This is a genomic window from Streptomyces lusitanus, assembly GCF_042647945.1.
In the GTDB taxonomy this organism is placed as follows: domain Bacteria; phylum Actinomycetota; class Actinomycetes; order Streptomycetales; family Streptomycetaceae; genus Streptomyces; species Streptomyces pseudogriseolus.
In genome coordinates this window covers 113,825-137,766 of the sequence record NZ_JBHRWL010000018.1, presented here as the reverse complement: position 1 = coordinate 137,766, position 23,942 = coordinate 113,825, and the positions used below count along the sequence as shown (strand labels likewise).

The 23,942-nt window shown below is 73.0% G+C and carries 21 protein-coding genes; 9 read left to right on the top strand and 12 right to left on the bottom strand.

The features are described 5' to 3' along the window. Window positions 1-77 precede the first annotated feature (77 nt). Entirely contained in the window at window positions 78-668 is a 591-nt protein-coding gene (locus ACFOSY_RS24810) for a Uma2 family endonuclease (protein ID WP_394310671.1), read from the top strand. A gap of 8 nt (window positions 669-676) precedes the next feature. Here ACFOSY_RS24810 and ACFOSY_RS24805 read toward each other — a convergent pair whose 3' ends face one another. The 6 genes from ACFOSY_RS24805 to rsmI form a co-directional block, all read right to left on the bottom strand. Next, window positions 677-1,573 carry a 4-(cytidine 5'-diphospho)-2-C-methyl-D-erythritol kinase gene (locus ACFOSY_RS24805; protein ID WP_394310669.1) on the bottom strand — a complete coding sequence of 299 codons (897 nt, stop codon included), beginning with the start codon at window positions 1,571-1,573 and terminating at the stop codon, window positions 677-679. Then, on the bottom strand, window positions 1,570-2,451 hold the full coding sequence (gene rsmA, locus ACFOSY_RS24800) for a 16S rRNA (adenine(1518)-N(6)/adenine(1519)-N(6))-dimethyltransferase RsmA (protein WP_394310666.1): 882 nt from the start codon (window positions 2,449-2,451) through the stop codon (window positions 1,570-1,572). The genes ACFOSY_RS24805 and rsmA overlap by 4 nt, the downstream gene beginning before the upstream one ends. Window positions 2,452-2,501: 50 nt before the next feature. Continuing rightward, window positions 2,502-3,803, bottom strand: a complete 1,302-nt coding sequence (locus tag ACFOSY_RS24795; RefSeq protein WP_394310663.1) for a ubiquitin-like domain-containing protein — start codon at window positions 3,801-3,803, stop codon at window positions 2,502-2,504. Window positions 3,804-3,950: 147 nt separating this feature from the next. Further along, window positions 3,951-4,832: a TatD family hydrolase gene (locus ACFOSY_RS24790; protein WP_394310661.1), complete on the bottom strand. Its 882-nt coding sequence runs from the start codon at window positions 4,830-4,832 to the stop codon at window positions 3,951-3,953. A gap of 10 nt (window positions 4,833-4,842) precedes the next feature. After that, window positions 4,843-5,196 carry a hypothetical protein gene (locus ACFOSY_RS24785; protein WP_394310659.1) on the bottom strand — a complete coding sequence of 118 codons (354 nt, stop codon included), beginning with the start codon at window positions 5,194-5,196 and terminating at the stop codon, window positions 4,843-4,845. A gap of 210 nt (window positions 5,197-5,406) precedes the next feature. Next, the gene (gene rsmI / locus ACFOSY_RS24780; RefSeq protein ID WP_394310656.1) at window positions 5,407-6,258 is read right to left on the bottom strand and encodes a 16S rRNA (cytidine(1402)-2'-O)-methyltransferase; all 852 of its coding nucleotides are present in this window, start codon (window positions 6,256-6,258) and stop codon (window positions 5,407-5,409) included. Between the two features lie 85 nt (window positions 6,259-6,343). Between rsmI and ACFOSY_RS24775 the strand changes: the two genes are divergently transcribed. The 3 genes from ACFOSY_RS24775 to ACFOSY_RS24765 all read left to right on the top strand — a co-directional run bounded on the left by ACFOSY_RS24775 (window position 6,344) and on the right by ACFOSY_RS24765 (window position 11,677). Next, window positions 6,344-8,089, top strand: coding sequence for a dolichyl-phosphate-mannose--protein mannosyltransferase (locus tag ACFOSY_RS24775; protein WP_394310654.1), 1,746 nt, complete (start codon window positions 6,344-6,346; stop codon window positions 8,087-8,089). Window positions 8,090-8,255: 166 nt separating this feature from the next. Then, window positions 8,256-9,881: a penicillin-binding transpeptidase domain-containing protein gene (locus ACFOSY_RS24770; RefSeq protein ID WP_394310652.1), complete on the top strand. Its 1,626-nt coding sequence runs from the start codon at window positions 8,256-8,258 to the stop codon at window positions 9,879-9,881. A gap of 134 nt (window positions 9,882-10,015) precedes the next feature. After that, window positions 10,016-11,677: a penicillin-binding transpeptidase domain-containing protein gene (locus ACFOSY_RS24765; RefSeq protein ID WP_394310649.1), complete on the top strand. Its 1,662-nt coding sequence runs from the start codon at window positions 10,016-10,018 to the stop codon at window positions 11,675-11,677. 30 nt (window positions 11,678-11,707) lie between these two features. On the opposite strand, the gene ACFOSY_RS24760 is transcribed toward ACFOSY_RS24765, so the two are convergent. After that, window positions 11,708-12,070, bottom strand: a complete 363-nt coding sequence (locus ACFOSY_RS24760) for an SsgA family sporulation/cell division regulator (protein ID WP_394310647.1) — start codon at window positions 12,068-12,070, stop codon at window positions 11,708-11,710. Window positions 12,071-12,280: 210 nt separating this feature from the next. On the opposite strand from ACFOSY_RS24760, the gene ACFOSY_RS24755 reads away from it, so the two are divergent. The 4 genes from ACFOSY_RS24755 (at window position 12,281) to ACFOSY_RS24740 (ending at window position 16,166) form a co-directional block, all read left to right on the top strand. Continuing rightward, window positions 12,281-13,393: an energy-coupling factor ABC transporter permease gene (locus tag ACFOSY_RS24755; protein ID WP_394310645.1), complete on the top strand. Its 1,113-nt coding sequence runs from the start codon at window positions 12,281-12,283 to the stop codon at window positions 13,391-13,393. 1 nt (window position 13,394) lies between these two features. Further along, window positions 13,395-14,156, top strand: a complete 762-nt coding sequence (cbiQ, locus tag ACFOSY_RS24750; RefSeq protein WP_394310642.1) for a cobalt ECF transporter T component CbiQ — start codon at window positions 13,395-13,397, stop codon at window positions 14,154-14,156. After that, window positions 14,144-14,914 carry an energy-coupling factor ABC transporter ATP-binding protein gene (locus ACFOSY_RS24745; RefSeq protein WP_394310640.1) on the top strand — a complete coding sequence of 257 codons (771 nt, stop codon included), beginning with the start codon at window positions 14,144-14,146 and terminating at the stop codon, window positions 14,912-14,914. The genes cbiQ and ACFOSY_RS24745 overlap by 13 nt, the downstream gene beginning before the upstream one ends. An 82-nt stretch (window positions 14,915-14,996) precedes the next feature. Continuing rightward, complete coding sequence (locus tag ACFOSY_RS24740) at window positions 14,997-16,166, top strand: serine hydrolase domain-containing protein (RefSeq protein WP_394310638.1); 1,170 nt, start codon at window positions 14,997-14,999, stop codon at window positions 16,164-16,166. A 13-nt stretch (window positions 16,167-16,179) separates the two neighbouring features. Here ACFOSY_RS24740 and ACFOSY_RS24735 read toward each other — a convergent pair whose 3' ends face one another. From ACFOSY_RS24735 to ACFOSY_RS24720, 4 genes are all read right to left on the bottom strand, one after another. Then, window positions 16,180-16,455, bottom strand: coding sequence for a DUF1876 domain-containing protein (locus tag ACFOSY_RS24735; protein WP_394310636.1), 276 nt, complete (start codon window positions 16,453-16,455; stop codon window positions 16,180-16,182). Between the two features lie 87 nt (window positions 16,456-16,542). Further along, window positions 16,543-17,055 carry a YbaK/EbsC family protein gene (locus ACFOSY_RS24730; RefSeq protein WP_394310634.1) on the bottom strand — a complete coding sequence of 171 codons (513 nt, stop codon included), beginning with the start codon at window positions 17,053-17,055 and terminating at the stop codon, window positions 16,543-16,545. A 135-nt stretch (window positions 17,056-17,190) separates the two neighbouring features. After that, window positions 17,191-19,407, bottom strand: coding sequence for an MMPL family transporter (locus ACFOSY_RS24725; RefSeq protein ID WP_394310631.1), 2,217 nt, complete (start codon window positions 19,405-19,407; stop codon window positions 17,191-17,193). A gap of 128 nt (window positions 19,408-19,535) precedes the next feature. Next, entirely contained in the window at window positions 19,536-20,138 is a 603-nt protein-coding gene (locus ACFOSY_RS24720) for a TetR/AcrR family transcriptional regulator (protein WP_394310629.1), read from the bottom strand. A 225-nt stretch (window positions 20,139-20,363) separates the two neighbouring features. Between ACFOSY_RS24720 and ACFOSY_RS24715 the strand changes: the two genes are divergently transcribed. After that, window positions 20,364-23,618, top strand: a complete 3,255-nt coding sequence (locus ACFOSY_RS24715; protein ID WP_394310627.1) for a S41 family peptidase — start codon at window positions 20,364-20,366, stop codon at window positions 23,616-23,618. Window positions 23,619-23,693: 75 nt separating this feature from the next. On the opposite strand, the gene ACFOSY_RS24710 is transcribed toward ACFOSY_RS24715, so the two are convergent. Next, a complete protein-coding gene (locus tag ACFOSY_RS24710; RefSeq protein WP_086016221.1) occupies window positions 23,694-23,870 on the bottom strand; it encodes a hypothetical protein in 177 nt (58 codons plus the stop codon). Window positions 23,871-23,942: the final 72 nt, after the last annotated feature.

Below are 23,942 nucleotides of genomic sequence, written 5' to 3'. Positions count from 1 at the left end.
CTCTTTGTGATGACGTGATCGGGACTCGGCCGCTACCGTGGAGGACAGGCACCAGGATCTTGTCCATGGGAGGAACCATGACAGCCCAGCCTGCTGAGCGGTCCGGATGGCGGATGCCTCCAATGGACGGCTACACCGTCGACGACCTGCTGACACTGCCGGATCTCCCGCCGCACACCGAGCTGATCGACGGGAGCCTGGTCCTCGTGAGCCCGCAGCGCTACTTTCACTTCGCCGCGATCGACCTGCTGGTCGTCGGTCTGCGCCGCACTCTCCCGGCCGACTTGAAAGTCGCGCGCGAAATGACCGTAGTACTCGACCGGCGCAACGGCCCGGAACCAGACATCTCCGTGATCCACGCGGCTGCCAGGAAAGGGCCGGACCAGACGTACTTCGAGGGCAAGGACGTCGTGCTCGCCGTCGAGGTGATCTCACCGGAGTCCGAAGCCCGAGACCGGCTCACCAAGACGCACAAGTACGCTGCGGCAGGCATCAGGTACTACTGGCTGGTCGAGATGACCGGGCCGGACCAGCACCCCGCAGTCGAAGTCTTCGAACTGTCGGAGGACACCGGCACGTACCGGTCAACCGGCACCTACCGCGACCGCATCAAGGTCGACAAGCCCTACGGCATCGACATCGACCTGACGGCCATCGACGAACTCTGAGTCGGCCGTCAGACCACCGTAACCCCCGGCACCGGTCCCGGTGCCGTGCGTACGTCCCGACACGTGCCCGAGCCCCGCAGCGCCACCGCGACGGTCTCCGCCGCCTCCGCGTCCCGCGCCAGGAACGCCGTCGTCGGCCCCGATCCCGACACCAGCGAGGCCAGTGCCCCCGCCGCGCGCCCCACGGCCAGCGTGTCCGCCAGCTCCGGGAACAGCGACAGCGCCGCCGGCTGAAGATCGTTGGACACGGTGGCCGCGAGCGCTTCCGCGTCTCCCTTGGCGAGTGCGCCGATCAGCTCCCGCGACGCCACCGGCTCCGGAATCTCCCGCCCCTCCGCCAGCCGGTCGAACTCCCGGAACACCGCCGGTGTGGACAGCCCGCGTGAGGCCATCGCGAACACCCAGTGGAAGGTCCCCCCGACCTCCAGCTCCGTCAGCTTCTCTCCTCGCCCGGTACCGAGCGCGGCCCCTCCGACCAGGCTGAACGGCACGTCGCTGCCCAGCTCGGCGCAGATGTCGAGGAGTTCCTCGCGCGAGGCGCCCGTCCCCCACAGCGCGTCGCAGGCCAGCAGGGCGCCCGCGCCGTCCGCGCTGCCGCCCGCCATGCCCCCGGCGACGGGGATGTCCTTGGCGATATGGAGGTGCACGTCCGCGTCCCGGCCGTACCGCTCGGCGAGGGCCAGGGCGGCGCGGGCGGCGAGGTTGGTGCGGTCGAGGGGGACCTGGGCGGCGTCCGGGCCGTCGCAGGTGATGCGCGGTCCGTCCGGCGACGGGGTGGCGGTCACCTCGTCGTACAGGCCGACCGCGAGGAAGACGTTGGCCAGGTCGTGGAAGCCGTCGGGGCGGGCCGCGCCGACCGCGAGCTGGACGTTGACCTTGGCGGGGACACGGACGGTGACGCTCACTGCTGACCCTGCTCCTCGTTCCGGCCGTGCTCGGCGATCCGCGCGAACTCCTCGACGGTCAGCGACTCGCCCCGCGCCTGCGGCGAGACGCCCGCCGCGACCAGCGCCGCCTCGGCCGCGGCCGCCGAGCCCGCCCAGCCGGCGAGGGCGGCGCGCAGCGTCTTGCGGCGCTGGGCGAAGGCCGCGTCGATCACGGCGAACACCTCGCGCCGGGAGGCGGTGGTCTTCAGCGGTTCCGCGCGGCGGACCAGCGACACCAGGCCGCTGTCGACGTTCGGGGCGGGCCAGAAGACGTTCCGCCCGATGGCGCCGGCCCGCTTGACCTCGGCGTACCAGTTGGCCTTCACGGAGGGCACGCCGTACACCTTCGAGCCGGGGGCGGCAGCAAGCCGGTCGGCGACCTCCGCCTGGACCATGACGAGGGTGCGCTCGATGCCCGGGAAGGTCTCCAGCATGTGCAGCAGGACCGGCACGGCGACGTTGTAGGGGAGGTTGGCGACCAGCGCGGTCGGGGCCGGGCCGGGCAGCTCGGTGACGTGCATGGCGTCGGAGTGGACCAGCGTGAACCGGTCGGCGCGCTCCGGCATGCGGGCGGCGACGGTGGCGGGCAGCGCTCCGGCCAGCACGTCGTCGATCTCCACGGCGGTGACCCGGTCGGCGGCCTCCAGCAGCGCCAGCGTGAGCGAGCCGAGCCCGGGGCCGACCTCGACGACCACGTCGTCGGGGCGTACCTCGGCGGTGCGCACGATACGGCGGACCGTGTTGGCGTCGATGACGAAGTTCTGGCCGCGCTGCTTGGTGGGCCGTACGCCGAGGGCGGCCGCCAGTTCACGGACGTCGGCGGGGCCCAGGAGGGCGTCGGGGGTGGGGCTGGTCACGGGACAAGGGTACGGGGCGTGCGGGTCCGCCCCGGTCACCGCCGGCGCCGTCACCCGCGCAGCCGGGCCCCGCAGTGCGGCCAGGCGGCGGCGCCGCTGCGGGCGTAGAGCTGCTGAGCGCGGTACGTCTGTTCGGCCGGGGGCGCGTCCTGGGGGCGGCCTGCGCCGCCGAGGTCGCGCCAGGTGCGGGCGTCGAACTGGTACAGCCCGCCGTACGTGCCGGAGGGGTCGGTGGCGTCGGGGCGTCCGCCGGACTCGCAGCGGGCGAGCGCGTCCCAGTCCAGGGTGTCCGCGCCCCGCACGGACACCGGGACGGGCCGGGTGCCGACGCGTACCCGGCGTGCGACGGGATCGCGCACCACCTCGGTGTTCAGCAGGCGGGGCCGCTGCCGGACCCCGTTGACGGTGCGCTGCGCGTAGGTGAGGCGGCGCAGCCCGGGCCGTCCGGCGCGGTCGACGACCGTCGTGCCGTGGGCCAGCGCGGGGTCCTCGACGCGTTCCTCGGTGAACGGGATCTCCTCGTCGCGGACCTCCGTGCCGTCGGTGATGCGCAGCACGGTGACGGTCTGGCCGTCGCGCGGGAAGCTGCCGGGGGCGACGGAGGTGGTGTCGCGTCCGCGCAGGGTGACCCCGGCCTGGTGCACGGCCTCCCGCACGGTCGCGGCGTTGGTGCGGACGGTGCGCGCCCTGCCGTCCGCGAGGACGGTGACCGCGCGTTCGGTACGGACCTCCAGGGCGAGCCCGGCGGGTCCGACGCGGGTGCCGGGCGGGGCGGACAGATGGGCGCCCGCGATCCGTACGCCGATCCGCCGCAGCGCCTCGTGGACGGTGGGGGCGGTCGTCCACACCTCCTGCCGGGTCCCGTCGAGGGTGAGCAGCAGCGGACGCGCGTGGCGCACCTCGATCGTGTCGCCGTCGTCGAGAGCCGTGCCGGGGGCGGGGCTGATCTCGTCGTGCGGTCCGATGCGCACGCCCTCCTCGGCGAGCAGCCCGGTGACGTCGTCGGCGAAGGTGTGCAGGGTGCGGGGGCGGCCGTCGACGGTCAGCTCGACGCCCTTGTCCTCGGCGACGAAGGCGCTGGTGCCTCCGGCGAGGAACGCGACGACCAGCGCCCGCGGCAGCATCCGGCGCACGGCCTCGGCCCGTTCCGCGTACCGGCCGGGGCGCCGGTGCGCGGAACGCCTCGGCGGCGCGGGGGCGGGCGCGCGGCGGGGCAGGGCGGGCACGGTCTCCGCCTCGTGGATGGCGCCGCACACGACGTGCGTCGGGCACGTCTTCTGATACGTGTCGTTCCGATACGTTCCGTTCTGATACGTCTCGTGATACGTCTCGAACCGCAGGGTGGTGCTCACGCCGACACGCTCCAGGGCTGGCCACGGGGACGCCCGAGGGGGCCGCACGGGTCCCCCTGGGGCTCCCGCAACCTAGCCGAGCGCCGATCACTCTCCCAAGCGACACGACTACGGACCGTGCGTGTACAGGGATCGTCGGTGCTTTCCTCAGTAGCCGAAGGCGCGTGCGGTGTTGGCGCCGAGCGCGGTGGCCAGCGCGTCCTCGTCGATGCCGCGCACGGCGGCCATGGCACGCACGGTGACCGGCACCAGGTAGGGGGCGTTGGGCCGGCCGCGGTAGGGCACGGGGGTGAGGAACGGCGCGTCGGTCTCCACCAGGACCAGTTCCAGCGGGGCGACGGCCAGGGCGTCCCGCAGGTTCTGGGCGTTCTTGAAGGTGACGTTGCCGGCGAAGGACATGTAGTAGCCGGCGGCGGCGCAGATCTCCGCCATCTCCGCGTCCCCGGAGTAGCAGTGGAAGACGGTGCGCTCGGGGGCGCCCTCCTCCTTCAGCACGCGCAGCACGTCCGCGTGGGCGTCGCGGTCGTGGATCACGAGCGTCTTGCCGTGCCGCTTGGCGATCTCGATGTGGGCGCGGAAGGACCGCTCCTGCGCCTCCTTGCCGTCCTCGCCCGTGCGGAAGTGGTCGAGGCCGGTCTCGCCGACGCCCTTGACCTGCGGCAGCGCGGCCAGCCGGTCGATCTCGGCGAGCGCGTCGTCCAGCGCCGCGTCCCCGCCGGGCTGCCTGGCGCCCTGCCGGGACCACCCGTCGGGATCGCCGAGCACGATCCGCGGGGCCTCGTTGGGGTGCAGGGCGACCGTGGCGTGCACGGCGTCGTACGCCGCCGCCGTGTCCGCCGCCCACCGGGACCCCTTGAGGTCGCAGCCGACCTGCACCACGGTCGTCACCCCCACCGACGCCGCCTTGGCGAGGGCCTCCTCGACCGTGCCGGACTGCATGTCGAGGTGTGTGTGGGAGTCCGCGACCGGCACCCGCAGGGGCTCCGGGAGCGGCGGCGCGGCGTTCTTGTCGGGGGCGTTCGCAGGCATGCCCCCGATCCTACGGAAGCGGCGCGGACCTCTCCGGAGCCCAGGGCGCCTCGACCGGTCCTGCGGCCGGCACCCGGCGCTCCCGGTGGGCGGCGTCGCGGGCCGAGGCGACCCGGCCCGGGCGCAGTATGCGTACGACACGGCCGTCGCAGCTGCGGCAGGCGGGCCGGTTGAGCGGGGAGGGCACGATCCGGCCGTCCGCCACGTACAGCACGAAGGTGCGGCCGTCGGCGTCGACGTGGTGCTCTATCTCGTACGACTGCTCCCAGCCGTATCCGCAGCGCATGCAGGCGAAGGCGTACGCCTCGGTGACCACGGCGGTGGCGCCCGCGCGCAGTCCGTCCGGTCCGGAGATCTCGGTCATGCCGGCTCCTGTCGGTCCGCTGGCGGGACGGGCGGGCGCCCGCCCCGTCGACCAGTGGACTCCTCGGGAGCCGCGCGCACACGGGGTGCGGCGGAGTATTGGCACCGATTTGGCCGTGCGTTGCCCGAATGCCCCGGCCTCTTTACCGATGCCCGGAGTTCTCATGACGCGGAGGCGGTGCGCGTCACCTCCGCCCGCGCTCCGGGCGTTCTACGCCCGACCGGCGTTCTTGGCCGCGACGACCGCGTCGAACACCTGCCGCTTCGGCAGTCCGGCCTCCGCCGCGACCGCCGCGATGGCCTCCTTGCGCCGCTCGCCCGCCTCCTCGCGCACCCGCACCCGGCGCACCAGCTCGGCGTCGTCGATCTCCTCGGGGCCCTTGTCGGGGGCGCCCTCGACGACCACGGTGATCTCCCCGCGCACGCCCTCGGCCGCCCACGCGGCCAGCTCGGCCAGCGGGCCGCGCCGGACCTCCTCGTAGGTCTTGGTCAGCTCGCGGCAGACGGCGGCGCGGCGGTCGGCGCCGAACACCTCGGTCATCGCGGCGAGGGTGTCGTCGAGGCGGTGCGGGGCCTCGAAGTAGACGAGGGTGCGGCGCTCGTCGGCGACCTCCCGCAGCCGGCCCAGCCGCTCCCCCGCCTTGCGGGGCAGGAACCCCTCGAAGCAGAACCGGTCGACGGGCAGCCCGGACAGGGCGAGCGCGGTGAGCACGGCGGACGGTCCGGGTACCGCCGTGACCCGGATGTCCCGCTCGACGGCCGCGGCGACCAGCCGGTAGCCGGGGTCGGACACGGACGGCATGCCGGCGTCGGTGACGAGCAGCACCCGCGCGCCACCCGCCAGCTCCTCGACCAGCTCGGGCGTGCGGGCGGCCTCGTTGCCCTCGAAGTACGACACCACCCGCCCCTTGGGGGTGACGCCCAGCGCCTGGGTCAGCCGGCGCAGCCGCCGGGTGTCCTCGGCGGCGACGACGTCGGCGCCGGCGAGTTCCTCGGCGAGCCGGGGCGGCGCGTCGGAGATGTCGCCGATGGGGGTGCCTGCGAGTACGAGGGTTCCGGTCACGCGCCCATCCTCCCAGGAGCGGACGGAGGCGGGGCATACCGCCCATGCGCGGGACTCACACAGCGCCGTTCCCTACGATGGCGCGGTGACCAGTACCGCGTCCTCCACGGACACCCGCCAGGAGCAGTCGCCGCCAGCGCAGCGGCAGACGTGGCAGCACCGGCTGCGGCGTTTCGGCCACCGGACGTCCGCCGTCAGAGGCGACGTCCGCGACCGTCTGGTCCCGCCGTACACCGAGCCGTCGGGCCGGCTGTGGAAGACGCTCGGCGTCCCGCCGGTGACCGCCGACCGTCTCGTGCGCTGGTCGGGGTGGAACGGGCCGCTGCTGGTGACGCTGGTGGCGGGGGTGCTGCGGTTCTGGAACCTGGGCCACCCCAAGGCGGTGATATTCGACGAGACGTACTACGCGAAGGACGCGTGGGCGATCGTCCACCGCGGGTTCGAGGTCGACTGGGCCAAGGAGGCCAACCGGCTGGTCCTGGAGTCGGGCGGTGACGTCCCGATCCCCACGGACGCGGCGTACGTGGTGCATCCGCCGGTCGGCAAGTACGTCATCGGGCTGGGCGAGCTGATGTTCGGCTTCGACCCGTTCGGCTGGCGGTTCATGACGGCGCTGCTCGGCACGCTGTCGGTGCTGATGCTGTGCCGGATCGGGCGGCGGCTGTTCCGCTCCACGTTCCTCGGCTGTCTCGCGGGCGCGCTGATGGCGGTGGACGGGCTGCACTTCGTGATGAGCCGCACCGCGCTGCTGGACGGCGTGCTGATGTTCTTCGTGCTGGCGGCGTTCGGCTGTCTGCTGATCGACCGGGACAAGGCGCGCGCGAAGTTGGCCGCCGCCCTGCCGGTGGACGCGGACGGGCGGGCCCGTCCGGACGCGGAGACCGCCGAGAACACCCGGATCGGCTTCCGCCCCTGGCGTCTGGCGGCGGGCCTGATGCTGGGCCTGGCGATCGGCACCAAGTGGAACGGCCTGTACATCACGGCCGCGTTCTGCGTGATGGCCGTGCTGTGGGACGTCGGCGCGCGCCGGGTCGCGGGCGCGGTCCGGCCCCGTGTCGCGGTGCTGAAGCGGGACCTGGGCTGGGCGTTCCTGACGACGGTGCCGGTGGCGGTGGTCACGTACTTCGCGTCCTGGATCGGCTGGATCCTCTCCGCGACCGACGGCAGCGGCGGCTACTACCGCGACTGGGCGACCCGCGACGGGCGGCGCAGCGACTGGTCGTGGCTGTTCCCCGACTGGTGGCGCAGCCTGTGGCACTACGAGAACCAGGTGTACGACTTCCACGTCGGCCTGTCCTCGCCGCACACGTACGAGTCCAACCCGTGGAGCTGGATCGTCGCCGGCCGCCCGGTGTCGTACTTCTACGAGTCGCCCGCGCCCGGCGTGGACGGCTGCCCGGTGGACGCGGGCGAGAAGTGCGCGCAGGAGGTGCTGGCGATCGGCACGCCGATGCTGTGGTGGGTGGGCTGCCTGGCCCTCCTCTACGTCCTGTGGCGCTGGTTCTTCCGCCGTGACTGGCGCGCGGGCGCGATCGCCTGCGGCATCGCCGCCGGCTACGCCCCCTGGTTCCTCTACCAGGAACGCACGATCTTCTACTTCTACGCGGTCGTCTTCCTGCCGTTCCTGTGCCTGGCGGTGGCGATGCTCCTGGGCGCGATCGTCGGCCCGCCCCGCTCCACGGACACCCGCCGCGTGGCGGGCGCGACGGCGGCGGGCGTCCTGACGCTCCTGATCGTCTGGAACTTCATCTACTTCTGGCCGATCTACACGGGCACGCCGATCCCGATCGACGACTGGCGGTCGCGGATGTGGCTGGACACGTGGGTGTAGCGGGGCCGCTCGGACACGGTCCGGCGGGCCTGTGGTGAGGGTCTCTTTGGGACAACGATCCTTCACTCGCATGCCGTTGGGCGCGGGCAGCGCTTAGAGTTCGGGGCGTGCCGGGCTTTTGAACGTGTTCAATGAGCGCGGGGTCCGGCCGGGGGAGGGACGCCCGATGGGCAAGGGGGTCAAGGTCGCCGTCGTCGGCGGCGTGTTCGCCGTGATGATCGGCGGAGCGGGGTACGGGGCGTACAACATCGTCTCGGCCCTGAACGGGGACGGGGGCGGCGGCGCGGCGGAGACACGCAGGTCCGGGCCGCCGGACAAGGAGGAGGTGCGCGAGACGGCCGACGCCTTCCTCGGCGCCTGGGAGAAGGGGCAGGCCGCCGAGGCCGCGTCGTACACGAACAACGCGGCCGACGCCGGCGTGCTGCTGACCGCGTACGGCGAGGAGGCGCGCATAGGGCGGGTGGACATCACGCCGGACGCCCCGCGCGGCGCCACCGTGCCGTTCACGGTGAAGGCGACCGTCTCGCTCGACGGCGTCTCCAAGCCCCTGCGCTACAGCAGCGCCCTGACGGTCGTGCGCGGGCAGACCACCGGGCGCGCCCTGGTCGACTGGGAGCCGTCCGTGGTGCACCCGGACCTGAAGGACGGGGACACCCTCGTCACCGGGGAGTCCGCGCAGCCGCCCATCGAGGCGGTGGACCGTGACGGGACCGTGCTGACCAGGGAGAAGTACCCCTCCCTCGGTCCGGTCCTGGACACCCTGCGGGAGAAGTACGGCGACGAGGCGGGCGGCAGCCCGGCGGTCGAGCTGTCGATCCGGCACGCCACCGAGGAGGCGGACACCCCGCTGCTCACCCTCGCCGCGGGCGAGCCGGGCAAGCTGCGCACCACGCTCAGCGCCGAGGTGCAGGCGGCCGCCGAGAAGGCGGTGAAGGCGTACCCGGAGTCGTCGGTGGTGGCGCTGAAGCCCAGCACCGGCGAGGTGCTGGCGGTGGCCAACCACCGCGACGACGGCTTCAACGCGGCCTTCCAGGGCCAGGTCGCCCCCGGCTCCACCATGAAGATCATCACGGCCGCGATGCTCATCGACAACGGCGTGACCTCCATGAACGGCCCCGCGCCCTGCACGGACACCGCGACCTGGCAGAGCCAGACCTTCAAGAACCTCACCGGCATGGAGCCGAACGAGGAGGCCACCCTCGCCAACAGCTTCCTGCGGTCCTGCAACACGGCCTTCATCAAGCTGATCGACGAGAAGCCGATCGACGACGCCTCGCTCACCCGGGAGGCGCAGGAGCGGTTCGGGCTCGGCCGCGACGACTGGAAGACCGGCATCGCCTCCTTCGACGGCAGCGTGCCGGCGTCCGGCGGCCCGGACCGGGCGGCGAACGCCATCGGGCAGGGCCAGGTGCAGATGAACCCGCTGAACATGGCCTCCGTGACGGCCACCGCCGTCACCGGCGCCTTCCGCCAGCCGTACCTTGTCTCCCCCGAGCTGGACGGCCGGCAGCTGGCGCAGGCGAAGGGCCTGCCGGCGGAGACGTCGGCGCAGCTGAGGGAGATGATGCGGCTCACCGCCACCCAGGGCACCGCGCAGCAGGCGATGTCCGGGCTCGGCGGTGACATCGGCGCGAAGACCGGGTCGGCGGAGGTCGACGGGAACGCCACGTCGGACAGCTGGTTCACCGGCTTCCGGAACGACGTCGCGGCGGCGGCCATGGCCCAGCAGGGCGGCCACGGCGGGGACGCGGCGGGGCCGATTGTCGCAGCCGTGCTACGAGCGGGCGGCTGAGCGCACGGCCCGTCCGGCGGGACTTTAGGGTGGGGGCCGTCGTCGGCGCAGCAGCGCCGGCGGGGCCTTGACTCGATCGAGAGCCACGCGGGCCGCGGGGGGCCGGGGCGGGGCGACGGAGGAACGGACAACCAGTGGGGAACAGAGGGCGCGCCGGGGACCGGCGGAACATCAGACCGGTCGTGATCGGCGCGGCGATGGCCGTGCTCGTGGGCGGCGCCGGCTACGGCGCGTACGCACTCGTCGAGGGCTCCGGCCGCGACGGCGGGGACACCGCCACGCAGGCGGAGACCGTGAAGTCCGGGCCGCTGACGGCCGACGAGGTCACCGCCGCCGCCAAGACGTTCCTGACCGCCTGGCAGTCCGGCCGGGTCGCCGAGGCCGCCGCCGCGACCGACGACCCGGTGGCCGCGAAGGCGGCGCTCGCCTCGTACGTCAAGGACGCCCGCGTCCGGAACCTCGCCCTCACGCCCGGCGCCCCCGCCCGGGCCTCGGTCACCTTCTCCGTCAAGGGCACGGTGTCGTACGAGCAGGAGAGCAAGCCGCTGACGTACGACAGCACGCTGACCGTGGTGCGCCGGGCCGGGGACGGGGAGCCGCGCGTCGACTGGCGGCCGTCCGTGCTGCACCCGGAGCTGCGGGAGGGCGACAAGCTGGTCACCGGCGAGGCGGGCACGCCGCCGGTGAAGGCGCTGGACCGCGACGGCGGCGAGCTGACCACCGAGAAGTACCCGTCGCTGGGGTCGGTGCTGGACGGGCTGCGCGAGAAGTACGGCGAGAAGGCGGGCGGCGAGGCCGGCGTGGAGCTACGCGTGGTGCGCGGCGAGGCGTCGAAGAAGGCGAAGCTGTCCGACACGACCGTGCTGGAGCTCAGCGAGGGCACGCCGGGCACGGTGAGGACGACGCTGAGCCCGTCGTTGCAGGCGCTCGCCGAAGCCGAGGTGGCGAAGCGGAAGCAGGCATCGGTGGTGGTGGTACGGCCGTCGACCGGCGAGATACTCGCGGCGGCGAACTCCTCGCGCGGCTTCAACGTCGCCTTCCAGGGATCGCTGGCGCCGGGCTCCACGATGAAGGTGATCACCTCCTCGATGCTGATCGAGAAGGGCCTCGCCTCGATCGACAAGAAGCACCCGTGTCCCAAGTACTTCAGCTACGGCGGCTGGAAGTTCCAGAACCTCGACAAGTTCCAGATCAAGGACGGCACGTTCCGCGCGAGCTTCGCCGCCTCCTGCAACACGGCCTTCATCAGCCAGGCCCCGAAGCTGGAGGACGACGACCTCACCAGGCACGCCCAGGACTACTTCGGGCTGGGCAGGAACGACTGGCAGGTCGGCGTGTCCACGTTCGACGGGGCGGTGCCCGTGCAGTCGAAGGCCCCGATGGCCGCGTCGCTGATAGGCCAGGGCGGGGTGCGGATGAACCCGCTGAACATGGCGTCGGTGTCGGCGACGGTGAAGGCCGGTGTCTTCCACCAGCCGTACCTGGTCTCCCCCGAGGTCGACGGACGTCAGCTGGCGACCGCGCCGCGCACCCTGTCCGCGGAGACGCTGGCGCAGGTGCGGGAGCTCATGTCGTACACCGCGACCGCCGGGACCGCCGCGGAGGCGATGGCCGGGGTGGACGGCGAGCGGGGCGCGAAGACCGGGTCGGCCGAGGTGGACGGCCAGAAGAAGCCCAACGGCTGGTTCACGGCGTACCGCGGCGACCTGGCGGCGGCCGCGGTCGTCCAGTCCGCCGGCCACGGCGGCTCCACGGCGGGCCCGATCGTGGCGACGCTGCTGAAGGCGGGCGGCTGAGGACGCTGCTGCCGGGAGGCGACCGGCCGGTCAGTGCGGGACCGGCTGGGCCGTCCTCACATGGGTGAGGCGGAGGAAGCGCGAGAGGGTCTTGGCGTCGAACTCGACCACCGAGTGGCCCTGGCCGGTGTGGAACTCCACCACCGCCTGGACCCGGCCGCACGGCCACACCCGTATGCCGCCGCTGTCCACGGGCGCGGTGAGGCCGTGTTCCAGCAGGTCACGGTCGACGACCCATTCGAGGGGCCGCGTCCCGGGCAGACCCACCCGCACCTGGCGGGGGTCGTCCTCGGGGTCGTACCGCAGCACCACGGGGACGGCCCCGTGACTCTCCAGCAAGGGATCCTCATCCGTCACGATGTGGACTCGCGCGTACTGCTCGATCACGGACATCGGTGGGCCCCTTACACTGCGTAGTGCGCCTGACGAGGCGTACGTGCCTTATCAGGCGTTTACCCACCCCCGTCCCATCGTGCACCCAAATCGGAATCCGCGCTTCCGAGCGGCGGGTATCACAGATGAGGTAGGCGGAACGTAAGACGAGACGTAGAACAAGTCACTCGCTCTTGCGAAAGGTTCGCAAGAGGACACATCATCGAGTCCGTGCACGCACCTGACGGATTCATCGACGTCCCCGTATCCGCCGCCGCCGGCGTCCTCGCCGCCGGCGCGATCGCCGTGAGCCTGCGCGGCGCGCGCCGCGAGCTCGACGACACCGCGCACCCCGGCGGGAGCGGCGGCGCCGGCGCCGAGCGCACCGCCCCGCTGGCGGGGCTGGTCGCGGCGTTCATCTTCGCCGTGCAGATGCTCAACTTCCCGGTGGCCGCCGGCACCAGCGGCCACCTCCTCGGCGGCGCCCTCGCCGCGATCCTCGTCGGCCCGTACACGGGCGTGCTGTGCGTGTCCGTGGTGCTGCTGCTCCAGGCCGTGCTGTTCGCCGACGGCGGCCTGACCGCGCTCGGCGTGAACATCACGACCATGGCGCTCACCACCACCCTGGTCGCCTACGCGCTGTTCCGCGTCCTGGTGAAGGTGCTGCCGCGCTCGCGCCGCTCGGTGACCGCCGCGTCCTTCGTGGCCGCCCTGGTCTCCGTGCCCGCCTCCGCGGTCGTCTTCACGCTGCTGTACGCGGTCGGCGGCACCACCGACGTGTCGATCGGCAAGGTCGCCACCGCGATGGTGGGCGTGCACGTCCTCATCGGTCTCGGCGAGGCCGCCATCACCGCGCTGACCGTCGGCGCGGTGATCGCCGTGCGCCCGGACCTGGTGCACGGGGCGCGGGGGCTGCGGCAGAAACTGAAGCTGCGGGTGGACGGCGAGCTGGTCGACGCCCCTCAGACCCCTCAGACCGCGGAGCCCGTCCCGGCCGCCGCGCGCTCCCCGCGCCGGGTGTGGATCGCCGGGCTGGTCACCTCGCTGGTGCTCGCCGGGTTCGTCAGCTTCTACGCCTCGGCGAACCCGGACGGCCTGGAGAAGGTCGCCGCCGACCACGGCATCGACAAACAGGCCCAGGAGCACGCGACCGCGGACTCGCCGCTGGCCGACTACGGCGTGAAGGACGTCGACGACGCCCGGCTGTCCGGCGGTCTCGCCGGCGTGATCGGCGTGGGCGTGACGGTCGTGGCGGGCACGGGCGTGTTCTGGGCGGTCCGCCGCCGGCGCACCGCCGACGACGAGCGGGCGGAGACCTCCTCCCCCGCCGGCACGAGCGTCTGACGTGGGCGCGGGCCACACCCACCGGCTCCACCGGCACGGCGACTCCCCCGTGCACGCGCTGCCGCCGCACACCAAGCTCGCCGCGGTGCTCGCCTTCGTGATCGTGGTCGTGTCGACGCCGCGCGAGGCGATGTGGGCGTTCGCGGCGTACGCCGTGCTGCTCGCCGTGGTCGCGTACGCGGCGCGCGTGCCGGCCGGGTTCCTGCTGAAGCGGCTGCTGATCGAGGTGCCGTTCGTCGCGTTCGCCGTGCTGCTGCCGTTCGTCGCCGAGGGCGAGCGGGTGGACGTCCTCGGGGTGTCGCTGAGCGTGAACGGCCTGTGGGGCGCCTGGAACGTGCTGGCCAAGGGCACCCTCGGCGTCGCCGCGTCGGTCCTGCTCGCCGCCACCACCGAACTGCGGGAGCTGCTGCACGGCCTCCAGCGGCTCAAGCTGCCGCCGCTGCTGGTGCAGATCGCGTCCTTCATGGTCCGCTACGGCGACGTCATCACCGACGAGATGCGCCGGATGCGGATCGCCCGCGAGTCCCGGGGCTTCGAGGCGCGCGGCATACGGCACTGGGGGGTGCTCGCCAAGTCGGCGGGCGCGCTGTTCATCCGCTCCTACGAGCGCGGCGAGCGGGTCCACCTGGCGATGGTGAGCCGCGGCTACACCGGGGTCATGCCGGTGATCGACGAGGTGGCGGCGTCCCGGGCGCAGTGGTCGTACGCCCTGGCCCTCCCCTGTGCCGCCCTCGTCGTGTGTCTGCTGGGATGGACCCTGTGAGTACTGCTTCCCTCGAGGTCTCCGGCCTCGCCTTCGCCTACCCCGACGGCCATCAGGCCCTGTTCGGCGTGGACTTCACCATCGGGCGCGGCGAGCGGGTCGCGCTGCTCGGCCCGAACGGCGCCGGCAAGACCACCCTCGTCCTGCACCTCAACGGCATCCTCGGCGGTGGCGCCGGCACGGTGCGGGTGGCCGGCCTGGAGGTCGGCAAGCGGCACATGGCGGAAATCCGGCGCCGGGTCGGCATCGTCTTCCAGGACCCGGACGACCAGCTGTTCATGCCGACGGTGCGGGAGGACGTGGCGTTCGGTCCGGCGGCGGCCGGGCTGAAGGGGGACGAGCTGGAGGCGCGCGTGGACCGGGCGCTGGAGCGGGTCGGCATGGCGGAGTTCAAGAACCGCCCGCCGCACCACCTCTCCTTCGGGCAGCGGCGCCGGGTGGCCGTGGCGACCGTGCTCGCGATGGAGCCGGAGATCCTCGTCCTGGACGAGCCGTCGTCCAACCTCGACCCGGCGTCCCGCCGCGAACTGGCCGACATCCTGCGGTCGTTGGACGTCACCGTGCTGATGGTCACGCACGACCTGCCGTACGCGCTCGAGCTGTGCCCGCGCTCGCTGGTGCTCAGCGACGGCGTGATCGCGGCCGACGGCCCGACGGCCGACCTGCTCGCCGACGACGCGCTGATGCGGGCGCACCGCCTGGAACTGCCGTACGGCTTCGACCCGCGCTCCGTACCGGCGCCGCCCGGCCGTGGGTGACGGACGCGCCGCGCCCTGGAATCGCAGGCGCGGCGGCGTGGTTGCACCCACTGTCGCAGGCGAGTGGAAGGAACGACAGGACGTGAACGTCGAGGTGCACGGCACGGTGGCCGGCGGGTGGGAACCCGTCCGGGAGGCGTTCGCCCGGAATTTCGAGCGGCTCGGGGAGCGGGGTGCGGCGCTCGCCGTGTACCGGGACGGGCGCCGGGTCGTGGACCTGTGGTCCGGGACGAAGGACGTCGACGGCGAGGAGCCGTGGCAGCGGGACACCGCCCAGGTCGTGCGGTCGGCGACGAAGGGTGTGGCCGCCGCCGCGGTGCTGATGCTGCACGAGCGCGGCCTGCTGGACCTGGACGCGCCGGTCGGCCGGTACTGGCCGGAGTTCAAGGCGCACGGCAAGGAGGGCGTGCTGGTCCGGCACGTCCTCGGGCACCGCGCCGGGCTGCCGGTGCTCGACCGCCCGCTGACCCTCGCCGAGGCCGCCGACCCGGTACGGGCCGCCGAGGCGGTCGCCGCGCAGGCGCCCGTGTGGGAGCCGGGCACGGATCACGGCTACCACGCGCTGACGTACGGCTGGCTGGTGGACGAGCTGGTGCGCCGGGTCACCGGCCAGGGCACCGGCGAGTGGATCGCGGCCGAGATGGCGGCTCCCCTGGGCCTGGACCTGTGGGTGGGCCTCCCGTCCTCCGAGGAGCACCGCGTCGGACGGGCCGGCAAGGTCGAGGCGCCCGAGCCGTCGGGGGCGCTGCGCGCCCGGCCCAAGCGCTCGGTCACCGCCGCCTACGCCGACCCCGGCTCCCTCACCCGCCGCGCCTTCGCCGCGATCGACCCGATGCCGGACCACAACGACCCGGCGTTCCACGCGGCCGCCCTGCCCGCCGCCAACGGCATCGCGACGGCGGACGGACTCGCCCGCTTCTACGCGTCACTGGTCGGCCCGGTCGACGGGGTGCGGCTGCTCGCCCCGGACACGGTGGAGCGCGCCCGCGCCGAGGAGTCGGCGGGCCCCGACCGGGTCCTGGTGGTCGGCACCCGCTTCGGGCTCGGCTACATGCTGCACGGCAGCGCCTCCCCCCTCCTGTCCCCGGGCTCCTTCGGCCACCCCGGCCGCGGCGGCTCCCTCGGTTTCGCCGACCCGGAGTCGGGCGTCGCCTTCGGCTACGTCACCAACGGCTTCCGCAGGACGGTCACGGCGGACCCCAGGGCGCAGGCGCTGATACGGGCGGTACGGGAGTGCGTCACCGCGTCCTAGACATGCCTCGTGCTCAGACGTGGATCGGGTGGGAGACGCGGCCGGACGCGTCGTCGATCTCGCGGTGCGCCTTGTCGAGCATCTGCATGGCGAGTTCGTTCAGGGCCCGGGCGCCGGCGATCTCCTCCCCGACCCGTGGCTGATTGGAGTCGGTGTAGTGCCGGGACGCGTGCCCGTGGCCACGCACCTCGGACCCGTCGGGCAGCCGGACCATCGCGACCGCGCGGGTGTGCTGCTCGTCCTCCACGAACTCCATCTCCACGTGCCATCCCACTGCGGTGTGCATCATGACGGATCACCTCCGGATTTCCTCTCGTTCCAGAGTGCGCCTCCCGCCCACCCACCGCACGCGCCCGGGCGCGTCGTCCCGCGTGGGTCAGGTCTCGCGTTCCCGCACATCCACCAGCGTCGCCCCCGCGTGGGTGATCAGGTCCTTCGGGGGCATCGGGAAGACCGCGTAGGGGGTGCCGGCCGCGGCCCAGATCACGGGGTGGGCGAGGAGGGAGCGGTCGGCGAGGACGCGGGTGCGGGTGCGGTGGCCGAAGGGGGGTACGCCGCCGATGGCGTAGCCCGTGGTCTCGCGGACCACGTCGGCCTTGGCGCGGGTGACCCGGTCCGCGCCCAGTTCCTCGCGGACCCGGTCGAGGTCGACGCGGGACGCGCCGTCCATGAGGACGAGGAGGGGTTCGCCGTCGGCGGCGAAGATCAGCGACTTGCAGATCTGGCTGAGGTCGCAGCCGATCGCGGCGGCCGCCTCGGCGGCGGTGCGGGTGGCCTCGGGGAAGCGGCGGACCTGGCCGGCCACGTCCCCCAGGCCCATCTCCCGCAGGGCCTCGGCGAAACGGGGGTGGGCCGCGGAGCCCTCGGTGTCGGTGGCTGAGGTGGTCATGCGGGGCACGTTAGCGGCCGGTCCCGGAGGCACGCGACCGCGTTCCGGGGGGCGGGCGGGCCCCACGCGACGCAGCCGGTGAGGGCGCCCCGTCCCCACGGAGCCCTCACCGGCCGGTCGTGACCGTCCGGGCGGTCAGGCCCGGACGAGTTCCTTGTCCTCGTCGTCCTTGTCCGCCGCGCGGTCCAGCGCGGCGAGGCTCTCGCCCTCGACGTCGACGTTGGGCAGCGCCCGGTCCAGCCACTTCGGCAGCCACCAGGCCTTCTCGCCGAGCAGCGCCAGGACGGCCGGGACGATGGCCATGCGGACCACGAACGCGTCGAAGAGGACGGCGGTCGCGAGGCCGAAACCGATCATCTTGACCATGGAGTCGCTGGACCCGATGAAGCCGGAGAACACCGCGATCATGATGATCGCCGCGGCGGTCACCACCCGCGCGCTGTACCGGAACCCGGTGACGACGGCCTGCGCCGGCTTCTCGCCGTGGACGTGGGCCTCGCGGATGCGGGTCACGAGGAACACCTCGTAGTCCATGGCCAGGCCGAAGACCACGCCGACCATGAAGATCGGCATCATCGACATGATCGGGCCGGTCTCCTCGACGCCCATCAGGCCGGACAGCCAGCCCCACTGGTAGACCGCGACGACCGCGCCGAGCGCCGCCAGCACGGAGAGCAGGAAGCCGAGGGCCGCCTTCAGCGGGACCAGGATCGAGCGGAACACCACGATCAGCAGCAGGAACGCGAGCCCGACCACCAGCACCAGGTACGGCACCAGCGCGTCGTTGAGCTTCTGCGAGACGTCGATGTTCATCGCCGTGGCGCCGGTGACGAGGACGTCGGCGCCGGTGCCGTCCTTGATGTCGGCGCCCGCGGCCCGGATGTCGTGCACCAGGTCCTCGGTGGTGACCGAGGACGGCTTGGCGTCCGGGATGACGGCGATCGTCGCGGTGTCGCCGGCCTTGTTGGGCGCCGCCGGGGCGACGTTCACGACGTTGTCGAGGGCCTTGATCTCGTCGCCGGCCTGTTTGAAGACGGCCTGCGGGTCGTCGCTGCCCTCGGCGTCGACGACGACCACCAGCGGGCCGTTGAAGCCGGGGCCGAAGCCCTCGGAGAGCAGGTCGTAGGCGCGGCGCTGGGTGGTGGACACCGGCTGGGAGCCGTCGTCGGGCAGGCCCAGCTCGAGGGAGCCGGCCGGGACCGCGGCGGCGCCGAGGCCGACCACGCCGAGCAGCAGCACGGCGAGCGGACGGCGGACGACGAAGCTCGCCCAGCGGGTGCCCATGTTGGGCCGCTCCGCCTTGTTCTTGGCGCGTCCGCCGCCGAGCAGCTTGCTCTTCTCGCCCGCGGGGCGCACCCGGCGGCCCGCGTAGCCGAGCACGGCGGGGATGAGGGTGAGGGCGATGAGGACCGCGACGGCGACGGTGCCGGCGGCGGCGATGCCCATCTTCGTCAGCATCGGGATGTTGACGACGGACAGGCCCACCAGGGCGATGACGACGGTCAGGCCGGCGAAGACCACGGCGGATCCCGCGGTGCCGACGGCGCGTCCGGCCGCCTCCTCGCGTGTGCGTCCCTCGGCCAGTTCGGCGCGGTAGCGGGAGACGACGAACAGCGCGTAGTCGATGCCGACCGCGAGTCCGATCATCGAGGCGAGGATGGAGGTGGTGGAGCCCAGGTCGAGGGTGCTGGCCAGCGCGGTGATGGAGGCGACGCCGATGCCGACGCCGACGATCGCGGTGAGCAGCGGCAGTCCGGCGGCGAGCAGCGAGCCGAGGGTGATGACCAGGACGACCGCGGCGACACCGATGCCGATGATCTCCGCGGAGCCGGTCTCCGGGACGGCCTGGAGGGCGTCACCGCCGATCTCGACGGTCAGCCCGGACTCGCGGGCGTCCTCGGCGGCGGCCTTCAGGGCCTCGCGGGAGGACTCCTCCAGCTCCATGCCGGAGACCTCGTAGGTCACCGAGGCGTAGGCGATCGAGCCGTCCTGGCTGACGCCGCCGCCCTGGTACGGGTCGGTGACCTGGACGACCTCCGCGCCGCCGGACAGCTCGTCGACGGTCTCCCGGACCGCCGCCTTGTTGCCGGGGTCGGTCATCTTCTGGCCGTCGGGCGCCTTGAAGACGACGCGGGCGGTGGCTCCGTCGGCGCTGGTGCCGGGGAAGCGTTCGTCCAGCAGGTCGAAGGCCTTCTGGGCCTCGGTGCCGGGGATGGAGAAGGAGGAGTTGCCGGCGGCGGGCGCGCCGGCCGCGCCGGCGCCCGCGAGCGTCAGCAGCGCGACCCAGAAGAGGGCGACGAAATGCCGTTTCCGGAAGGAGAACCGTCCGAGTCGGTAGAGGAATGTGGCCACGAGGGCGTACTCCCGGTCAGGTCGTGGATGTTTCAGGGCAGGGTGGATCAGCCCGACGACGTGAGCGGTTACGTCAGGAGGTGGCTGACTGTGGATCTGCTGGCTGTGGGTGCCGACGGTGGGGGCCGTCAGCGGGGTGGGGAGACTCCGAGGGCGGGGAGCACCACGGCGTCGATGTACGACATGAGGAACGCCTGCGTGGGCGGCTGCTCGTCGACCAGCATCCGGGTGGCGAACGCGCCGATGAGCATGTGCACGATGTAGTTCAGCGCCGGGGTGTCCGGGCGGACCTCGCCCCGGTCGACCGCGCGGTCGATGATCCGGCGGAACTCGTCGATCTCGGGCTCCACCAGCAGCTCGCGGAGCGCCTGGCGCAGTTCGTCGTTCTGGTGCGCCGCCATGGACAGGGCCCGCATGAGGGCGACGTTCTGCGCCATGACGCAGTCGTCCTCACGGCTGATGATGGTGTGCAGGTCACCCCGCAGGGACCCGGTGTCCACGTCGGCGATGCCGCCCGGCTTCTGGCTGTGCATCGCCCGGACCACCAGCTCGGCCTTGCCGCCCCACTGGCGGTAGAGCGTGGCCTTGCTGGACCGGGTGCGGGCGGCCACGGCGTCCATGGTGAGGGCGTCGTAGCCGACCTCACGGAGCAGGTCGAGCACGGCCCGGTACAGCTCGGCCTCGCGCTCGGGGGTGATCCGGCTGCGACGCGATGTCGCGATGTCACTCATGCCGTCCACCTTTCCGCTCCGGGTCCCACCGCGTCAAAGAAACGACACGGTTTCGTACAAGAAGAAGGTACCCCGGACTCCTAACGAAACGAAACGGTTTCGTTCGTGTTCTGCGTCACGGTTGTCAGCACCGCATAAGCGACGCGACAGAAGACGTGACAAAGGGCGCGTACGACTGCCGCGTACGAGTTGCTGCCGTCCGGCCCCCGGAAAAGCATGGGGAGGGTGACTTATCTGCGTCTGCCGCACCTCAAGGACGACCTGCTGTGCTTCGTGGCGGAGGACGACCTGTGGCTCGCCCCGCTGGACGGACCGGGCCGCGCCTGGCGGCTCACCGCCGACCGCACCAAGCTCGGCCACCCCCGCTTCTCCCCCGACGGCCGCCAGATCGCGTACACCAGCTGGCGCGCCCTGGACCCCGAAGTGCACCTGGTGCCGGTGGACGGCGGCCCCGCCCGGCGGCTGTCGTACTGGGGCAGCTCCGACACCCGGGTCTGCGGCTGGGCCCCGCCCGACGAGCACGGGCACGCCGCGATCCTCGCCGTCACCTCGCACGGCGAGCCCTTCTCCCACTTCACCTGGGCCTACAAGCTCGGCCCCGACGGCAGCCCCGGACGCAAGCTGCCCTGGGGCCCGGTCTCCGACATCCAGGTCGCCGACCTCGACGGCGAGCGCAGATCACTGCTGCTGACCGGCACCCCGCCGCACGAACCGGCGTCCTGGAAGCGCTACCGGGGCGGCGCCACCGGACGGCTGTGGCTGCACGGACACCGCCTGCTGGAGGGGCTCGACGGCCATCTGCACTCGCCCATGTTCGTCGCCGGCCGCATCGCCTTCCTCTCGGACCACGAGGGCATCGGCAACCTCTACTCCTGCGCCCACGACGGCACCGACCTGCGCCGCCACACCGACCACGACGCCTTCTACGCCCGGCACGCCGCCACCGACGGCACCCGCGTCGTCTACCAGTGCGCGGGCGACCTGTGGATCGTGGACGACCTGTCGCCCGACGCGAAGCCGCGCAGGCTCGACGTGCGGCTGAGCGGCCCGCGGTCCGGCCGGCGCCCCTACCAGGTGCCCGCCGCGCGGCACCTGGACGGCCTGTCCGTCGACGAGACCGGCCGGGCCAGCGCGGTCGTGGTGCGCGGCAGCCTGTACTGGCTCACCCACCGCGACGGCCCCGCCCGCACCCTGACCGACACCCCGGGCGTACGGGTGCGGCTGCCGGAGATGCTCGGCGCGGGCGGCCGGATCGCGTACGTCACCGACGCCGAGGGCGAGGACGCCGTGGAGATCGCCTCCCTGCCCCGGGCGACCGGCCAGCGCGCGCCCCGGAGGCTGGCCGCCGGGAAGCTCGGCCGGGTCCTCGAGATGGTCGCCGACCCCGAGGGGCGGCGTCTCGCCGTCGCCGCACACGACGGGCGGCTGCTCCTCGTGGACACCGACGAGACGACGGACGGGACGGTTGAGGGGGAGGTCACCGAGCTGATCCACTCCGGGAACGGTCCGGTGCGGGACCTCGCGTTCTCCCCCGACGGCGGCTGGCTGGCCTGGTCCCACCCGGTGATCGGGCGGTCGCTGCGCCAGATCAAACTCGCCCGGATCAAGGACCGGCTGGTCCTCGACGTCACCAACGGCCGCTTCGAGGACGAGAACCCGGTCTTCACCCGCGACGGCCGCTATCTGGCGTTCCTGTCCTGGCGCGGCTTCGACCCGGTGTACGACGTGCACACCGGCGACCTGTCCTTCCCGCTGGGCTGCCGCCCGTACCTGGTGCCGCTGTCGTCGGCGACGCCCTCGCCGTTCGCGCTGAACCCGGAGGGGCGTCCCGCCGCCGGGGGGCTCGATCCGCTGGAGGAGGAGGGCGAGGAGGGCGGCACGGTGACCGTGGAGGCGGAGGGCCTGGAGAGCAGGGTGACGCCGTTCCCGGTGGCCGCGTCCAAGTACTCGGGGCTGTACCCGGTCGCGGGCTGCGGCCTTGTGTGGCTGCGCTGGCCGATCTCGGGCGCGCTCGGCGAGACGTTCGCCAACCCCGACGACACCACCGGCCGGCCCACCCTGGAGCACTTCGACGTCACCAAGGCCAAGAAGTCCGAACTCGTCACCCACCTCGACTTCTTCGCGGTCAGCGGCGACGGCACCCGGCTGGTCGTGGTGGACGAGGGCGAGCTGCGCGCGGTGCCCGCCACCGAGCCGGGCGACGGCGACTCCACGGTGTGGATCGACCTGCGCCGGATCAAGCACGAGGCGGACCCGGCGGCCGAGTGGCGCCAGGCGTACGCGGAGGCGGGGCGGCTGATCCGCGCCTACTTCTGGGAGCCGGACATGTGCGGCATCGACTGGGACGGCGTGCTGGAGCAGTACCGCCCGCTGGTCGAACGGGTCGCCTCCCCGGACGAGTTCGCCGACCTGCTGCGCGAGGTCCTCGGCGAGCTGGGCACCTCGCACGCCTACGTCACCGCCGCCCGCCGCAACGAGGGACCCCCGCACTACCAGCGCCGCCAGGGACTGCTCGGCGCCAACCTGGTGCACCGCGAGGCGGGCTGGACGGTGCAGCGGATCCTGCCCGGCGACTCCTCCGACTCCCGCGCCCGCTCCCCGCTGGCCGGCGCGGGCATCCGCGAGGGCGCGGTCCTCACCCATGTCGACGGCCGCCCGGTGGACCCCGTGACCGGGCCGTACCCGCTGCTCGCGGCGGCGGGCGGCACCACGGTCGAGCTGACGTTCCTGCCGGACGGCTCCGGCCCGCCCCGGCGGGTCGCGGTCGTCCCGCTGGTCGACGAGACGCCCCTGCGCTACCAGGACTGGGTGGCCAAACGGCGCGCCGTCGTGCGGGAGTTGAGCGGCGGCCGCTGCGGCTATCTGCACATCCCCGACATGGGCGGCTCCGGCTGGGCGCAGTTCAACCGGGACGTGCGCATGGAGATGTCCCGGCCGGCGCTCATCGTGGACGTGCGCGGCAACGCGGGCGGGCACATCAGCGAACTCGTGGTGGAGAAGCTGACCCGCACCATCATCGGCTGGGACCTCACCCGTGACGCCCAGCCCGTGTCGTACGCCTCCAACGCGCCGCGCGGGCCCGTGGTGGCGCTGGCGGACGAGGCGACCAGCTCCGACGGCGACATGATCACGGCCGCGTTCAAGCTGCTGAAGCTGGGCCCCGTGGTGGGGCAGCGCACCTGGGGCGGGGTGGTCGGCATGACCGGCCGGCACCGGCTCGGGGACGGCACGGTGATCACGGTGCCGATGAACGCGGCCTGGTTCGACGCGTACGGCTGGTCCGTGGAGAACCGGGGCGTCGACCCCGACCTGGAGGCGCTGCGCACCCCGCTGGACTGGGCCGAGGGCAGGCACGCGGTCCTGGACGACGCCGTACGGCTCGCCCTGGACCTGCTGGAGGCCAACCCGCCCGCCTCGCCCCCGGGTTACGCCGACGTGCCCGACCGGTCGCGTCCCGGGCTGCCGCCGCGCAGCGGCTGAGGGCGTGAGAAAGGGGTGCCCCCTTCGCCAGGGGCACCCCTTCCTACGGCACGTCACTGCCCGGGTGCTTCGACGTCAGATCTCCTGGTCCTGGTCGAAGCGCTCCTCGGACTCGCGGCGGCGCTGCGGGTCGGTCTCGTCGTCCCGACGGCGGCCGCGGTTCTGCAGCTGCTCCTTGCCCTGCTGGGCGCGCTGCTTGGCCTGCTGCTGGAACTGGCCGGCCTTCTCCTGCATCTGATCCTTCATACCCATGTGGGTTCACTCCCGTTGTGGGGTGGGGGAACTTGCCCGACCAGATTCACACGGGGGGTCACCCTGCGCATG

Coding starts and splice junctions, on each gene's coding strand:
- ACFOSY_RS24810 (WP_394310671.1), top strand. CDS start 78: ATGACAGCCCAGCCTGCTGAGCGGTCCGGATGGCGGATGCCTCCAATG.
- ACFOSY_RS24790 (WP_394310661.1), bottom strand. CDS start 4,832: ATGCCTGCGAACGCCCCCGACAAGAACGCCGCGCCGCCGCTCCCGGAG.
- ACFOSY_RS24785 (WP_394310659.1), bottom strand. CDS start 5,196: ATGACCGAGATCTCCGGACCGGACGGACTGCGCGCGGGCGCCACCGCC.
- ACFOSY_RS24770 (WP_394310652.1), top strand. CDS start 8,256: ATGGGCAAGGGGGTCAAGGTCGCCGTCGTCGGCGGCGTGTTCGCCGTG.
- ACFOSY_RS24760 (WP_394310647.1), bottom strand. CDS start 12,070: ATGTCCGTGATCGAGCAGTACGCGCGAGTCCACATCGTGACGGATGAG.
- ACFOSY_RS24745 (WP_394310640.1), top strand. CDS start 14,144: ATGGACCCTGTGAGTACTGCTTCCCTCGAGGTCTCCGGCCTCGCCTTC.
- ACFOSY_RS24735 (WP_394310636.1), bottom strand. CDS start 16,455: ATGATGCACACCGCAGTGGGATGGCACGTGGAGATGGAGTTCGTGGAG.
- ACFOSY_RS24730 (WP_394310634.1), bottom strand. CDS start 17,055: ATGACCACCTCAGCCACCGACACCGAGGGCTCCGCGGCCCACCCCCGT.
- ACFOSY_RS24720 (WP_394310629.1), bottom strand. CDS start 20,138: ATGAGTGACATCGCGACATCGCGTCGCAGCCGGATCACCCCCGAGCGC.
- ACFOSY_RS24710 (WP_086016221.1), bottom strand. CDS start 23,870: ATGGGTATGAAGGATCAGATGCAGGAGAAGGCCGGCCAGTTCCAGCAG.